This window comes from Nostoc linckia z4, assembly GCF_002608075.1.
Taxonomy (GTDB): domain Bacteria; phylum Cyanobacteriota; class Cyanobacteriia; order Cyanobacteriales; family Nostocaceae; genus Nostoc; species Nostoc linckia.
Window position 1 is genome coordinate 63,134 of record NZ_LAHA01000021.1, and the last position, 15,124, is coordinate 78,257.

Here is a 15,124-nt window from a genome sequence, read left to right on the forward strand (position 1 = left end):
GTAAACTTATATCAAATAGATGCCACAATTTTGGAAAAAAGTTATCTACACGAGAGATTTATGCAGCTAAGACCGAATCAACGCCTAAAATTAGACGACACAGACGATCGCTTATTTTATGCTTATCCGCGCTTCGTCACCCATGTTGATGAGGGATTTATTCAACAGCTAACAGATTTATACCGCGATCGCCTCAAACCCAACACCCGCATCTTTGATATGATGAGCAGCTGGGTTTCCCATCTACCAGAAGAGATTCAATTTTCCCACATCGAGGGACACGGACTCAACACCGAAGAACTAGCACGCAATCCCCGCTTCAATCATTATTTTGTGCAAAATCTCAACGAAAATCCCCAGATTCCTTTGCCAAATGAAGATTTTGACGCAGTTCTCAATTGCGTATCTGTGCAATATATCCAATATCCAGAAGCAATATTTTCTGAAATTCACCGCATCCTCAAACCCGGTGGTATCGCCATTATCAGCTTTTCCAACCGGATGTTCTTTCAAAAAGCAATTCAAGCTTGGCGGGAAGCTTCAAAACCACAACGAGTGGAATTAGTCAAGAATTACTTCGCCTCTGTACCAGGATTTACCACCCCAGAAGTTATCGTTCATAAATCAACATTACCGAATTTTCTACAATGGCTAGGGGCACCTGGAGGAGATCCATTTTATGCCGTCATCGCTTACCGCACTTCTGGCAGTTGAAGCAATTTTTACAATATAAAGACAAGGGAGACAAGGGAGACAAGGGAGACAAGGGAGACAAGGGAGACAAGGGAGACAAGGGAGACAAGGGAGACAAGGGAGACTCTTGAGGCAGAGAGAGAGAGGATAACTAACTCCCAACTCCTAACTCCTAACTCCCAACTCCCAACTCCCAATCCCCCACAATAATTATCAAAAAGTAAATTTTCTGGGTCAAAATCACTAGCACCGCAGATAATTGCCTCAAAGCTTAAGTATCAGGAGAATCAAAACATGAGTTTACACCGTGGGCGTAAAGTTTTAGCTGCGTTGTTGCTTTCAGTAATACTACTGACAACATCTTGTACTGCAAAAACACCGGGACGTTTTGACCAGGCCCAGCAAGAGAGTAGTAAGCAAAAAAGCGGTCAAGCTGTAGCTAAAACGGCAACTCAAGGTAGCGAATTTAACAAATTTTTTCCTAAAGCTAGTGATGGCTACCAAGGCGTTTATACCCAAGAGAAAAAAGGTTTTGCCAATTTGAAGTTAAAAAAAGGTGGTAAAGAAGTTGCATTGTTGTCTATTTCCGATACCAGCAGCACACCAGCAACAGCAGCAAAGTTCTCGAAAAGCACCAAAAAAATTGGTGGATATCCGGCAGTAGAACTAGGTAACACGCAAACAGCAATTTTAGTAGGTAAATACCAAGTAAAAGTACTTTCTCGCGATCCGTCATTTACAGCTAGCGATCGCGCAGATTGGATAGAAAAATTTAATCTCAGCGGTTTAGCGAAACTGAATTGAGCCGCATTGCCAAAATCAACATAATAAATCTGAAATCAGGAGATTTTTGTGAGCAAATCGATTTTTCAGTTGGTTGATGAATTACCAACCAGTGGCTTAACTGTTTCTCTGTTAAATTCCTTAGATTTTGTTGCTCCTGGCCAGTGGCAAAATACCGTCGGCTTTGTGAACACTATTAAAACAGTGACTCTGGAAACCGACGAAGATTTAATTCAACAAATTGGCGAACGAGCAATTTATCTATTCAACGATAAATCTCAAGGTTATCAAACTGCTTTATGGCTATATCAAACCGTTGATAATACAGATAAAGCCCTTGGTGCAGCAGCTTTGGCTAACAAAGTTGGCGAGAAAATTCCTTTGTTGGGTTTTTTAAACTCCATTACTCCAAAACCTGACAAAGCCCAAACCATCGATTTGACACTGAAATTAGTTGCAGAATTAATAGCTTTCTGCCAAATTAACGGCATTCCTGGAGACAGTATTGGAGACTTTGTTGCGTCTTTGGGAGAGTATAGTGGTGAGTCACTGATCCGCATGGTGGCATTGGTTTGTGTTGATGGCTTGATACCTCTAGGCCCAGATTTCATCAGTAAAGCAATATCCGGGCTGAATCAAACAAATCCGCAAGAGTTAGAGCAAAACTCAACTTTCCAAAACATCAAAGATGTAATTCCAGGCAGCAATGCTGGCAGTAAACTCAATTTTATCGGCGAAAGTTTTGACTCAGTTAAAGGTTGGATGAGTGGGTTAGTTAACGCTAATAATTTAACGCCACAAAAAGTTGTCCACAACTTGAAAACTTTTGCTGATATTGCCGATGACAAGTTAGACTACCTGGCGGCCTTCCTAGATGTGGCAACGAATTATTACGAACACACAGGTACGCAAACTTTGGCACGTCGCTTAATTGAACGGGCGGTGGCTGAGATCTAAGGTGATGGGGGAGTGGGGAGATAAGGAGGTAAGGGAGTAGGGGAGGTTCTTGAGGTAGGGGAAAAGGTTAAAGGGAAAAGGGAAAAGGAATAAATTTCATCTTTCCCCTTTTCCCCTCTGCCCCATGCCCCATGCCCCATGCCCCATGCCCATTAGGGCAAACGCAAATCTGCGGCGATCGCGTCTAAATAAGGTTGAAAAATAGCCAAATTTTCTAATTTTTCAAACTTACCTGTTTGCGTACCGGAATCAAAGGCTGTGGTAATTACGTAAAGTCTAGCCCCGTCAAAGACAACATAACCGATATGTTGCTCTTGTACTCCACCTTGTTGGTTAAGTCCAGCAAACCCATAGCGGATTCCCTGAAGCTTACCCACTGGTGCTGGTTGCGTTGGGTAGTCTGAAAAAATAATGTCTCTTCCATATTGAACTTGACGATCTTTGGTAAAAGCAGCATATTTGTCTGCTACCCAACCCTTGAGTGCTGTCAATACTTGAGTTTGATATTGAGAACTTTGGTAGTCAACTTGAGAATTCGTTGGAACACCCGCAGCTACAAGTTTCTTTTGAAAATCTGGAATCTTTTCTAGTGGGTAAACGTTAATCTCAACTGTACCTAAAACTTTTCCCTTAGAGGAAATACATAACAAGGGCGCATTTCCATTACAAGTAGCAACTTGCCAGTTAGTTGGAGCAGCAGTATTTCCAAGAATTTTCTGCCAGATATTTCCCTCACCAAGGTTGGCAAGTTTTGATACAGCAGGAGAATGTGGCGCTTTGGTTCCAGAAAATTGTGGCAGAACAAATTTTACTCCTACCGGGATTAATAACACCAAAATAAAACCTACTAATAAATGATAAAGTCTTAGCATTTTCTGAAAATCCAGAGTCAAGGATGCCTGCTGCAATATCGTGTATTATACAAATTGGCACATAGCAATCCCAAATAATTTGTGAGAAGTTTTTCTTAAAGTGAAAATAAGATTAATGTAGGGTGTGACCGGGCTAAAATAGTGCATTAGTAAACTCTTGTGGGGTGGGCATCCTGCCTCCCCGGACGGGTGAGGACACCCATCCTACAATAAAATTTATTGCAACATTTTAGCTTTGACACGCCACTACTTAAGATTTACTTTATAAATTGTCTCTGAAATATTACATGTTAGGAATGTTGACTGTTAAGCGTTTACAGTCAACACCGATATTTTTCACAACTGAAATAGAATTTAAATTCTAATTTCCAAACTATGGCTTGCTTAAGACATTGTTAATAGCGTGTAATAATTCATGGAAAGTGTAGGGCTTACGCAAGAATACATTCACGCCAACCTCAGTAACTTCTGCAAGCTCACTGTTTGAAGTCATACCACTGATGGCAACAACCTTAACTTGTTTATTCATCTGTTGCAAGATGCGGATAGTAGTTAACCCATCCATTGATGGCATCATCATATCCATCAACACTACGCTAATCGTATTTTTGTGTTCTGCGTACAATGAAATCGCTTCAATGCCATTACTAGCCGTGAAAGTTTTGTAGTTATGGTCTTCTAGAGAAGTTTTTGTGATTTCCAGAATGGCAGTTTCATCATCTACAATCAGAATCAACTCTCCTTTACCATTAAGCAATTCTGATTTATCTACTTCCTGCGTTGTTCTTTCTTTGATAGCTGGCAAATAAACCTGAAATTGAGTACCTTTGCCTACCTCACTCTGGACATTTACAAAACCACCATGTTTTTCAACAATGCCAATCACAGTAGGCAAACCTAATCCTGTACCTTTGCCTAATTCTTTAGTTGTAAAAAAAGGTTCAAAAATTCGATCTAAAATCAGCGACGGAATCCCAATTCCTGTATCTTTGATGGTTATAACTACATATGGGCCGACGCGAGCATCTAAATTCATTCTGACAAAGTTTTCATCGACAAAAAGATTTTCTGCACCAATATATAGTGTGCCCCCCTTGGGCATTGCATCGCGAGCATTGACGCACAGGTTCATTAATACCTGGTGTATTTGAGTCGGATCTGCCAAAATTGTCCAAAGGTTTTCTTTGGGTAAATTCTTGCTAATTTTGATGGATTTGGGAAAGGTGCTATTAATTATTTGTTCAATTTCTAACAGCAGATATTCAATTTGTAAACAAACACCTCTGCCTTCAAATCCTCCGCGTGCAAATGTCAGAATTTGCTTGACTAAATCAGCTGCACGTTTAGAGTTATCTTCCAAAAGCTTCAGCAATTGCTGATTGCGTGGATCGAGATTGGGAAGTCTCAGCGCCAACATTTGAGAAGAGGACATAATTGGCGTCAATATATTGTTGAGGTCATGGGCAATACCACTAGCCAAGGTGCCAAGACTCTCTAAGCGCTGGGCGCGGAGAAATTGAGCTTGGAGTTGTTTTTTCTCAGTAATATCGGTGTCAACAGTGAGGATGGATTTGGGTTGCCCCATTTCATCACGCATCAGTGTCCAGCGGCTTTCTGTGATAATTTCTTTACCAGATTTTGTAACTTTATGTAACTCACCATGCCATGAGCCAAACTCAATCACATTTTTGAGAGCTACTTTTAGCTGTGGTGAAGTTTTTTTATATAAAAGTTTTTCAGGATTTTTACCGATAACTTCACAAGCTTGCCAGCCGTAGAGACGCTCTGCGCCTTGATTCCAAAATAAAATTTGAAATAGGAAATCTTGAACTAAGATTGCGTCAGTAGCAATATCTAGTAAAGCTGCTTGTTCAGAGATTTTCTGTTCCGCCTGCTTGCGTTCAGTGACATCTCTGGCTACTCCTTGAGTTTCAGTCACCTGCTGGCGATCGTCTGTAATTGCAGTCACATTCCATTGAAACCAACGAATACCTTTAACTGTTAATGCACGTTGCTCATAAACCCTCAAGCAATATGGTGGAGATGCTAAACTTGCCATGTTTTCCAGGGATTGAGCTAAATCATCTGGATGGAAAAAATTGTATAACGACTGACCAAGTAACTCATCCAACTTGAAGCCAAATGTTTGACAAGCAACTGCGTTAGCAAAAGTTAGTTTTCCTTGTAAATCTGTCCGCACAATCACGTCAGTTTGACTCTCAACTAACTGACGATAAAGCTTTTCGCTTTGCTGCAATGCTTCTTCAGCACGTTGTCGTTCCCTTAGCGCAGCTTGTCGTTCAAGGATTTCCTGTTGCAAAAGAGCATTAGCACGGGAAAGCTCAGCGGTGCGCTCCTCAACTCGTATTTCTAAATCTTCGTGAGCTTGACGTAGCAACTTATCTATCTGCTGACGTTGCATAACATCATGTTGTAATTCTTGGTTTTGCTTTATTGGACGGTTTGCTTTTCTACATTATTGCTGTAATTACGCCAGACAATTACAAGTCTTGATACAGGAGTAGAAAAGTTGTCTAAATCTACATTAGAGCAGTTCCTTTTTCTGCCTTGCTATAATCAATCCTTGCTGTTTCAATTTTAATACCTAAAAACATTGTTTACCTAGATTATGGAAATACCAAAATCTTCAAAGGTAACCGATTATCGTTTGAAATTATACAGTTGCTCGTGTTGTTAAGCAGGAAAAGGTTGTGGGTAGCAGGGTGTAGCGTATAGAGGGAAAGAAGAATCGTCTGTTTGATACATGTACCTCCGAAACGTAAAAATTAAAAATTAAAAATTAATCACTGAAACAGATTTAATTTTTCATTTGACATTTTTAATTCCCAATTTTTTCCTGCATTCAAGCTTCTACTGATTTTTACTACACCCTATACCCTTTTTCTTTGCTATTGAGGGTTAACTTTCAACGATCAACAAGAGCCAGTAGGTTGAATGGATTCCCTGGTTTAGCTAACGTGTAACCCACTCTCTTCGCAACTGGCTCTCTACAGCCAACACCAAAATATCTATTGCTTTAGATATGCGAAAAGTTATGTTCATTAAATATGTGTTTCACTTATTGCAGCATAAACTATCTTGAGTTACAAGTTGATAAAACTAGAAAAAAATCAAGCTATCTTTATTAAATACTCGGAAATATGCCTAATATAAAATTATTTCGCCTCTTTTATTCTTTAAAAGCCAAAATATTAGTATTTTGTCAATAAAATGACTACACCTCTGAGATTGCACTCATAAATTAACCACCAATGTGAATTATTGAGACAAGTTATGTCCAGGCAATAGAAAAATAGAAAATCACGTATATTTAACTAAGGATAAATCTTATATTCTACATCTTATATCCTTGTATCGTCGGTCTTTCAGACTATCCAAACTTTCTTCAATATATTGACTTTTATGGCAAATTTCAGAGTATTTTGAGACTTAGTAATCCGTTGTAATACAGAAATTAAATTATAATTTTATACAAAATTAATAAATAATTTGAAAAAATAAAGATTTTGTCAATATAAATTTTTATTTTTGCGTATAAAAAAAATACATATTAATATTTTATTCAGGAATAAAACCGAGCTTATACTGAAATTGTCTTACTTAAAGGCGTAGCCAATTGCTCGGTAAAACTAACACTACGGTTTAGTTAGCCAAAAATTTGGATTTTTGGAAAGTATCAAGTTGGAGATTTACGCTCAATTACGATGCAGTGATGTCAATATTAATACTTACCAAAAGTCTCAAGACTCTAGTTTTTTGTGATTATTTGCAAATAAAAGTCTGAAGCATAGTTATAAATATATGCATTTTTTTGCTATGCAAACTGCGTGATTAATTCTTCCTAATTGGCAACAAATTAGACAATTCAGCATCAACAACAACCCACAGTTAAACAAAAAAATGGCCACAATTCTTTCTTCAGATCCTCAAATATCCAAGCAACTCCACCAGATTTTATTAGAAGTAACAACTGCACAGGATTTATCTTTGCATCCCTTTGTACAACGTTTTGGTAAAGGAGAGTTTTCACAAGACGCAATCCGCCAGTTTGCGATGAAAATGCTACCTGGCTCAAATAGATTCAATATGGCTTTTTTGAAAGTTGCGTCAAAAATGGATAGTTACTATGCTAGAACCATTATGCTAGAAAATGCATTTACAGAGCATGGACAGCTGAAGCCAGACCTAGCTCACGTAGCGCTTTTTATGCGCTTTATGAAAGGTATTGATTGTCCTAAAATTGATGTGAATGCAAATGATGGAGCATTTCTCATTCCAGCATTACGCTTTAAGAAATTTGAGTTTTGCGATGATGAACCTGTAGTGCGTTCTTTAGGAAGATTTGCTGCAATAGAGCAAGTTCTACCTGCTATATTCAGCAAATATATCGAAGGACTTCGCAAAATCTTTAAGGGGATTGATGACCATACAATTGAATATTTTCATATCCATTGTCACTTAGATCCAGAACATACCGATGAATTGATTCAAGTTACCCAACTTTACATCAAGTCAGAGAAAGATATTGAACTCTTTCGTGATGGAGTTCAAGATATGGTTAAATCAATTGCTGATATGTTTTCTTGGATGGATGAGAACCTAGAAAAAGAAGCGTTAACTTTGCGAAGCTAAAAAAGAATTGGGGACTGTTGACTGTTGACTGGGGAGTGGGGAGTGAGGAGTGAGGAGTTAAGAATTATTCTGCTTGTCTCCCTTGTCTCCCTTGTCTTCCTCATCTCCCTCATCTCCCATCCTGCGGGTTCGCGCTAGCGTCTCCCAAAGAGAAGCTAAAGCTACATCTCCCGGTTGGTGAGCGTTCGCGTAGCGTCTCGTAGGGAAGTCGAACCACATCTCCCCCATCCCCCCACCTCTCACACCCTAATTCTCATCACAGTGTGTGGTTTTTTGAGATTTTTCCAGTACAATTGCTGATTGACAAACGCAATGGTATCTTAGCGTGTTACTCATGTAATAACCCTAGAACTAGATTTGCGTTTTTTACTAATGAAATTCAGCGAAATCCTACACCAGTTTGGCGATGCAGCTACGGGTCATAGCTTAAGTGTCAATCCAAAGCACGATCCAGAAATTACCGGAGTAGCGGCTATTGATGAGGCTAATAACGGTAATCTCAGCTACGTGGAGGGAGCAAAATTTGGATCTTCCATTGCCAAGACCAATGCTAGCGCTTTAATTTTGCCCCAGGATGAAAAGTTACAGGCCGTGGCCCAAGAGCGTGGTATTGTTTGGCTCAGCACTCCAGAACCACGATTATTGTTTGCTAAAGCGATCGCAATTTTTTACCAGCCATATCGCCCACTCCCAGAAATTCATCAAAGCGCTGTGATTCACTCCACTGCCAAAATTGGTAACGATGTTTATATTGGCCCTCACGTTGTGATTGAACAAGGGGTGGAAGTTGGTAATGGCGCAATTATCCATCCGAATGTGGTGGTTTATCCAGATGTGAAAATAGGCGATCGCACTATCTTACACGCCAATTGCACTATTCACGAACGCACACAAATAGGTGCAGATTGCGTAATTCATAGTGGCGCTGTCATCGGTGCAGAAGGCTTTGGTTTCGTTCCCACCCGCACTGGTTGGTTCAAAATGGAACAATCCGGCTACACAATCTTAGAAGATGGTGTAGTGGTTGGCTGCAACAGCGGCATTGACCGCCCAGCGGTGGGAGAAACACGGGTAGGCCGCAACACAGTAATCGACAACTTAGTGCAAATCGGTCATGGTAGCCAGATTGGTGCTGGTTGTGCCATCGCAGGTCAAGCCGGCATGGCCGGGGGTGTCAAACTGGGGAATCGCGTTATTTTAGCTGGACAAGTGGGAATTGCCAATCAAGTGAAGATCGGAGATGGGGCAATTGCATCCGCTCAAACTGGAATTCACAGCGATGTTCCACCAGGGGAAATCATCTCTGGAACTCCCGCAGTTCCCCATAAGTTATATCTCAAGGTATCTGCTATTTATAGTCGTTTGCCAGATATTTATCAATCATTGAAAGAATTGCAACGTAAATTTAACAATAGCTAGTAGAAGTCATTGGGCATTGGGCATTGGGCATAGGGCATGGGGCATTGGGAGTTAGGAGTTAGGAGTTAAGAGTTATTCTTCCCCTACCTCAAAAGCCTCCCTCATCTCCCACCCTGTGGGTTCGCGCTAGCGTCTCTCAAAGAGAAGCTAAAGCTACATCTCCCCATCTCCCCATCTCCCTAGTCCCCTAGTCTCCCCATCTCCCCATCTCCCCATCTCCCTAGTCCCCAGTCCCCATTTTTAAAGCAGGTCTATTACCAAAGGACTAATGACTATTGACCATCAAAAAAAGCCCAATTTCTCTAACACTGGCTTTGTAGAAACAACGTGACGCTCTAAACCCAGTTCTTTGGGACTGACTCCAACAGCCAAAGCTATTAACTGGGGTAAATGTAACACTGGTAAACCTAGCCGTTGTTCAATTACCTTTTCTACCTCTGGCTGGCGGGAATCTAAATTTAAATGGCACAGAGGACAAGGTGTCACTATACAGTCAGCACCAGCAGCTAAGGCTTCTTGAATATGCATCCCTGCCATTTTGAAAGATTGGGTAGTGGCATAACTAGAAAGCGGCCAACCACAACATTGTGTCCGACCTTGGTAATAAATTGGTGTTGCACCCACCGCCCGAAAAACATTTTCCATTGCTTCTGGTTGGAAAGGGTCATCATAGGGCATGGACTTTTGAGCGCGGAGAAGATAACAGCCATAAAAAGCCGCGCATTTTAAATTAGTTAATTTCCGAGTCACGCGTTTGGTAATTTCCTCTAAACCGTAATCTGTTACCAAGGCGTAGAGGAGATGTTTGACATCAGTGCTACCGCGATAAGGCGAACAGCCTTCTTGGTGCAGCAAGCCATTAACTCGTTCGATGTAGCTAGGATTGCTAGTTTGGCATTCCTTGAGATGTTCGTTGACGTGGCCGATAACACCTTGACAAGTGCTGCAATGGGTAAGTAACGGCAGATTTAATTCTTCTGCTAGGGCAATATTTCTGGCGTTGACTGTATCTTCCAGGAGTTGGGAATCTTCTTTAAAAGTGCCAGAACCACAGCAAGCGGCTTTTTTGAGTTCAACTAGTTGAATGCCCAGTGCTTGAGTCAGGGCTTGAGTTGACTGATAAAGTTCTCGACATGCTCCTTGAGCAACACAGCCAGGAAAGTAAGCGTATTTCAGTGTCTGAGATAGCATATAACTATAGTTTGGATTAGAGCGATCGCTCTAGACAATAATCAATCAGTAAACAAAAGCATTTACATGGTGTTGGTGATGGCGGATCGCACCCTACTGTTGAGCTGTTCAAAGAAAACCGAGGGGGCAGCAGTTTTCTAACAGAAAAACCGTTGGCAGTGTACGGGCGATCGCGCTTGACGATAAGATGTATATGCTCAAAAAAATGTCTCCTATAATGAGCAGATTCTAGCAATTAGTTAAGGACTTGATATCCATGAGCCAAACGGAACTTTTTGAAAAAGTTAAAACAATCGTTGCCGAACAACTTAGCCTTGACGAGAATACCGAAATCAAACCAGAATCCACATTTATGGAAGATTTAGGTGCGGATTCCTTAGATACGGTTGAATTAGTAATGGCTTTGGAAGAAGAATTTGATATTGAAATTCCCGACGAAGCTGCCGAGGGAATTTTAACAGTCCAAGACGCTGTAAATTACATTAGCAACAAAGTTACCACATCAGCTTAACTGACAGTTGGGGATTGGGGATTGGGGATTGGGAAGATTTTTCTCTTGCACCTAGTCACCAGTACCTAGTTGCTAATCTCAAATTATTTGCCTGCTTCGTATTCAAAGTTCTGTTCGCCCTTGGCGTTGCCGCAGACAGACCCTCACAAGCACGGCGAATCGCTACTTCATACGCTGGACGCCGGCGCACCGACTTTTCGCTTTTTCGCCACCTTTAACTGAATCATGACAGATATTACACGTAAACGCGTTGTTGTAACTGGTGTTGGCGCGATTACACCTATTGGTAACACAGCAACAGAATATTGGGATGGATTACTGAGTGGACGCAATGGCATTGACTACATCACATTTTTTGATGCATCTCGCCATGACTGCCGCATCGCTGGTGAAGTGAAAAACTTCGATCCACATGATTACTTGGAGCGCAAAGAGGCCAAGCGCATGGATCGATTTGCCCAATTTGCGGTTGCGGGAGCAAAACAAGCTATATCTGACGCGCAGTTAGTTATCAATGACTTAAACGCGGAACAGGTGGGTGTCATGATCGGTTCTGGCATTGGTGGCATCAAAGTATTAGAAGACCAGCAAACTATCTACCTCAATCGCGGCCCCGATCGCTGTAGTCCATTTATGATACCGATGATGATTGCCAATATGGCAGCAGGACTCACAGCAATTCACACAGGGGCTAAAGGGCCAAATTCCTGTGCTGTTACAGCCTGCGCCGCAGGCTCCAACGCCATCGGAGATGCTTTTCGCTTAATTCAAGGGGGATATGCCCAAGCAATGATTTGTGGCGGTACAGAGGCGGCTGTCACACCATTGTCTGTGGCTGGATTTGCTGCCTGTAAGGCACTTTCTTTCCGCAATGATGACCCAGCACATGCTTGCCGCCCCTTTGACCGCCATCGCGACGGATTTGTTTTGGGTGAAGGTGCAGGGATTTTAATTTTAGAAGAACTGCAACACGCCATCGCTCGTGGCGCTCACATTTATGCCGAAATGATTGGCTATGGTATGACCTGTGACGCTTACCATATAACTTCCCCCGTACCCGGTGGACTAGGTGCAGCAAGAGCCATAGAACTCGCTCTCAAGGATGCAGGAATAACTCCCGAACAAATCAGCTACATCAATGCCCACGGCACTAGCACCCCAGCTAACGATTCAACTGAAACCTCAGCCATTAAAAAAGCTTTGGGAGAACATGCTTATCAAGTGGCAATCAGTTCCACCAAATCAATGACAGGTCATCTATTGGGCGGTTCTGGAGGTATTGAAGCAGTGGCAACGGTACTAGCCATCGCTAACGACCGAATTCCTCCAACAATCAACCTCGAAAATCCCGATCCAGAATGTGACCTAGATTACGTACCAAACTCTAGCCGCACTCAAAAAGTTGAAGTGGCACTATCCAATTCCTTTGGGTTTGGCGGTCATAATGTCACATTAGCCTTTAAGAAATACCTTTAAAACAAGTTAGAAGTTAGGAGTTGGGAGTTAGGAGTTAGGAGTTAGGAGTTAGGAGTTATTCTCTTTCTCATCTCTCCATGCCCTATGCCCCATGCCCCATACCCAGTACCAAAAGTACCATAGATATCATTCTGATGTGGGGCAAGGGTTCAAGATGACCCAATTATCAGCTTGATTTATCACCAGAAACTCAGGACATCCCGCTTGTCCATCGACGATCGAGAATGGGATGATGATGATACTGTGGGAATTTTGATCGGTGTCAGTTATCAATGAACAGTTACCACGTTTATATGGGAAACTCAAATCCTAATTAATAAAACTGTTAACTGTTAACTGTTAACTGTTAGCTAGTGAAAAATCAACCCAACATAGAGTGAGAAGCTCAAAGAGTGCTAACCCGTCGTTAAAAACAATCATATTATGGCTGTTGCAACCCAATCCCTCGAAGAACTTTGTATTAACTCGATCCGCTTCTTGGCTATTGACGCCGTAGAAAAGGCAAAATCGGGACACCCAGGGCTGCCGATGGGCGCGGCTCCCATGGCCTTTGTACTATGGGATCGCTTTTTGCGGTTTAATCCCAAAAATCCCAAATGGTTTAACCGCGATCGCTTTGTCTTGTCCGCCGGCCATGGCTCGATGTTGCAGTATGCCCTGCTATATCTAGCAGGCTTCGACAGCGTAACGATTGAAGATATCAAGCAATTCCGTCAATGGGAATCAAAAACTCCCGGACACCCGGAAAACTTTGTCACTGAGGGCGTGGAAGTCACCACTGGCCCGCTAGGTCAAGGAATTGCCAACGGAGTCGGTTTGGCGATCGCAGAAGCACACCTCGCCGCTAAATACAATAAACCCGATGCCAAAATTGTTGACCATTACACCTACGTAATCTTAGGTGATGGTTGCAACATGGAAGGAATTTCCGGTGAAGCTTGTTCTTTCGCAGGACACTTGGGATTAGGCAAACTCATCGCTCTGTACGACGACAACCACATTTCCATCGACGGTTCCACAGATGTGGCATTTACTGAAGATGTTTCCAAGCGGTTTGAAGCTTACGGTTGGCATATCCAACACGTCAAAGAAGGTAACACTGACCTAGAAGCGATCGCCAAAGCAATTGAAGCAGCCAAAGCTGTCACCGATAAACCTTCTTTTATTAAGGTCACAACCACCATCGGTTACGGTTCCCCCAATAAAGCAAACACCGCCGGCGTTCACGGTGCTGCTTTGGGTGGAGACGAAATAGCACTGACTCGTAAAAACTTGGGTTGGGAATACGAGCCATTTGTAATTCCCCAAGACGTTCTTGACCATACACGCAAAGCAGTGGAACGTGGCGCAGGCTATGAAGACGAGTGGAACAAAGTATTTGCTGACTACAAAGCGAAGTATCCCCAAGAAGCAGCCGAATTTGAACGCTATGTAACCAGTAAACTGCCTGATGGTTGGGATAAAGTCCTACCCACCTACACAGCAGAAGACAAAGCAGCGCCTACCCGCAAACACTCGGAAACCTGCCTCAACAAGCTAGCAGCAGTTTTACCTGAGTTAATCGGTGGTTCTGCTGACTTGACTCACTCCAACCTGACCGAAATCAAGGGTAAAGGTGACTTCCAAAAAGGGCAATACCAAAACCCCAATATCCACTTTGGTGTCCGGGAACACGGTATGGGTGCCATCTGTAATGGTATCGCGTTGCATGGTTCGGGATTAATTCCCTACGGTGCGACCTTCTTGATCTTCACAGACTACATGCGTGCTGCCATCCGCTTATCCGCCCTATCTCAAGCCGGGGTGATTTGGGTGATGACTCACGACTCCATCGGACAAGGTGAAGATGGCCCCACCCACCAACCCATCGAAACCCTAGCTTCTCTACGGGCTATTCCTAACCTGACGGTACTTCGTCCCGCAGACGGAACAGAAACCTCTGGTGCTTATAAAGTAGCAGTTGAAAGAGCAAAGGAAAATGCTCCTACTTTGTTGGCATTCACCCGTCAAAACGTCCCCAATTTGGCAGGTACTTCCATTGAAGGTGTTGCCAAGGGTGGTTACACAGTAGTGGATTCCGACGGTACACCAGAGTTGATTATAATTGCCACTGGTTCAGAATTGAGCCTCGCCGTCACCGCAGCTGAGAAACTCACAGCCGAAGGCAAGAAAGTGCGTGTTGTTTCCCTACCTGCGTGGGATTTGTTTGAAGCACAAGACGCAGCTTACAAAGAGTCTGTATTGCCAAAAGCCGTTACCAAGCGCTTGGCTGTGGAAGCTGGCTCTAGTTTCGGTTGGCATAAGTATGTAGGTACTGAAGGCGATACCGTCACTATTGATCGCTTTGGTGCTTCTGCTCCTGGCGGTGTTTGTTTAGAGAAGTTTGGTTTTAGCGTTGATAATGTGTTAGCTAAAGCTAAGCAATTATTGGGTTAATAGCAACAGAATATTCTTTTAATCTTTTGTGGGGTGGGCCGAAAAGCCCGCCTTTTTTTGTTTTTTAACGCAGAGGAGCGCCAAGGTAAGCGCAGAGGTTCACTGAGGGCAATTGTTTATAATTGGAGTAATT

General features: G+C 42.5%; 13 protein-coding genes. 9 read left to right on the plus strand and 4 right to left on the minus strand.

Annotated features, from left to right (window positions below; translation table 11 throughout):
• The first annotated feature begins 60 nt into the window (after positions 1–60).
• The 3 genes from VF06_RS17650 to VF06_RS17660 all read left to right on the plus strand — a co-directional run bounded on the left by VF06_RS17650 (position 61) and on the right by VF06_RS17660 (position 2,433).
• Positions 61–714, plus strand: coding sequence for a class I SAM-dependent methyltransferase (locus tag VF06_RS17650; protein ID WP_099068427.1), 654 nt, complete (start codon positions 61–63; stop codon positions 712–714).
• Between the two features lie 273 nt (positions 715–987).
• Entirely contained in the window at positions 988–1,497 is a 510-nt protein-coding gene (locus tag VF06_RS17655) for a hypothetical protein (protein ID WP_099068428.1), read from the plus strand.
• A gap of 48 nt (positions 1,498–1,545) precedes the next feature.
• Positions 1,546–2,433 (plus strand): hypothetical protein, encoded by an 888-nt coding sequence (locus tag VF06_RS17660; RefSeq protein ID WP_099068429.1) that lies wholly within the window; start codon positions 1,546–1,548, stop codon positions 2,431–2,433.
• A gap of 152 nt (positions 2,434–2,585) precedes the next feature.
• Here VF06_RS17660 and VF06_RS17665 read toward each other — a convergent pair whose 3' ends face one another.
• Complete coding sequence (locus VF06_RS17665) at positions 2,586–3,305, minus strand: hypothetical protein (RefSeq protein WP_099068430.1); 720 nt, start codon at positions 3,303–3,305, stop codon at positions 2,586–2,588.
• A gap of 373 nt (positions 3,306–3,678) precedes the next feature.
• Positions 3,679–5,727, minus strand: coding sequence for a PAS domain-containing hybrid sensor histidine kinase/response regulator (locus VF06_RS17670; protein WP_099068431.1), 2,049 nt, complete (start codon positions 5,725–5,727; stop codon positions 3,679–3,681).
• A 1,499-nt stretch (positions 5,728–7,226) separates the two neighbouring features.
• Between VF06_RS17670 and VF06_RS17675 the strand changes: the two genes are divergently transcribed.
• Positions 7,227–7,958, plus strand: coding sequence for an iron-containing redox enzyme family protein (locus tag VF06_RS17675; RefSeq protein WP_099068432.1), 732 nt, complete (start codon positions 7,227–7,229; stop codon positions 7,956–7,958).
• Between the two features lie 57 nt (positions 7,959–8,015).
• On the opposite strand, the gene VF06_RS40925 is transcribed toward VF06_RS17675, so the two are convergent.
• Positions 8,016–8,177, minus strand: coding sequence for a hypothetical protein (locus VF06_RS40925; RefSeq protein ID WP_180267461.1), 162 nt, complete (start codon positions 8,175–8,177; stop codon positions 8,016–8,018).
• Positions 8,178–8,330: 153 nt separating this feature from the next.
• Here VF06_RS40925 and lpxD point away from each other — a divergent pair, with 153 nt between their 5' ends.
• On the plus strand, positions 8,331–9,377 hold the full coding sequence (gene lpxD, locus VF06_RS17685) for a UDP-3-O-(3-hydroxymyristoyl)glucosamine N-acyltransferase (protein WP_099068434.1): 1,047 nt from the start codon (positions 8,331–8,333) through the stop codon (positions 9,375–9,377).
• 282 nt (positions 9,378–9,659) lie between these two features.
• On the opposite strand, the gene VF06_RS17690 is transcribed toward lpxD, so the two are convergent.
• Positions 9,660–10,568, minus strand: a complete 909-nt coding sequence (locus VF06_RS17690) for a CoB--CoM heterodisulfide reductase iron-sulfur subunit B family protein (protein ID WP_099068435.1) — start codon at positions 10,566–10,568, stop codon at positions 9,660–9,662.
• Positions 10,569–10,824: 256 nt separating this feature from the next.
• Between VF06_RS17690 and acpP the strand changes: the two genes are divergently transcribed.
• From acpP to tkt, 4 genes are all read left to right on the plus strand, one after another.
• Positions 10,825–11,079 carry an acyl carrier protein gene (acpP, locus tag VF06_RS17695; RefSeq protein WP_099068436.1) on the plus strand — a complete coding sequence of 85 codons (255 nt, stop codon included), beginning with the start codon at positions 10,825–10,827 and terminating at the stop codon, positions 11,077–11,079.
• A 14-nt stretch (positions 11,080–11,093) separates the two neighbouring features.
• On the plus strand, positions 11,094–11,297 hold the full coding sequence (locus tag VF06_RS39260; RefSeq protein WP_143861718.1) for a hypothetical protein: 204 nt from the start codon (positions 11,094–11,096) through the stop codon (positions 11,295–11,297).
• Positions 11,298–11,304: 7 nt separating this feature from the next.
• Positions 11,305–12,555 (plus strand): beta-ketoacyl-ACP synthase II, encoded by a 1,251-nt coding sequence (gene fabF / locus VF06_RS17700; protein ID WP_099068437.1) that lies wholly within the window; start codon positions 11,305–11,307, stop codon positions 12,553–12,555.
• Between the two features lie 423 nt (positions 12,556–12,978).
• Complete coding sequence (tkt, locus tag VF06_RS17705; RefSeq protein ID WP_099068438.1) at positions 12,979–14,991, plus strand: transketolase; 2,013 nt, start codon at positions 12,979–12,981, stop codon at positions 14,989–14,991.
• Positions 14,992–15,124 lie beyond the last annotated feature (133 nt).

Coding starts and splice junctions, on each gene's coding strand:
- tkt (WP_099068438.1), top strand. CDS start 12,979: ATGGCTGTTGCAACCCAATCCCTCGAAGAACTTTGTATTAACTCGATC.
- fabF (WP_099068437.1), top strand. CDS start 11,305: ATGACAGATATTACACGTAAACGCGTTGTTGTAACTGGTGTTGGCGCG.
- acpP (WP_099068436.1), top strand. CDS start 10,825: ATGAGCCAAACGGAACTTTTTGAAAAAGTTAAAACAATCGTTGCCGAA.
- VF06_RS17665 (WP_099068430.1), bottom strand. CDS start 3,305: ATGCTAAGACTTTATCATTTATTAGTAGGTTTTATTTTGGTGTTATTA.
- VF06_RS17650 (WP_099068427.1), top strand. CDS start 61: ATGCAGCTAAGACCGAATCAACGCCTAAAATTAGACGACACAGACGAT.
- VF06_RS17670 (WP_099068431.1), bottom strand. CDS start 5,727: ATGCAACGTCAGCAGATAGATAAGTTGCTACGTCAAGCTCACGAAGAT.
- VF06_RS40925 (WP_180267461.1), bottom strand. CDS start 8,177: ATGTGGTTCGACTTCCCTACGAGACGCTACGCGAACGCTCACCAACCG.
- lpxD (WP_099068434.1), top strand. CDS start 8,331: ATGAAATTCAGCGAAATCCTACACCAGTTTGGCGATGCAGCTACGGGT.
- VF06_RS17690 (WP_099068435.1), bottom strand. CDS start 10,568: ATGCTATCTCAGACACTGAAATACGCTTACTTTCCTGGCTGTGTTGCT.
- VF06_RS17655 (WP_099068428.1), top strand. CDS start 988: ATGAGTTTACACCGTGGGCGTAAAGTTTTAGCTGCGTTGTTGCTTTCA.
- VF06_RS17675 (WP_099068432.1), top strand. CDS start 7,227: ATGGCCACAATTCTTTCTTCAGATCCTCAAATATCCAAGCAACTCCAC.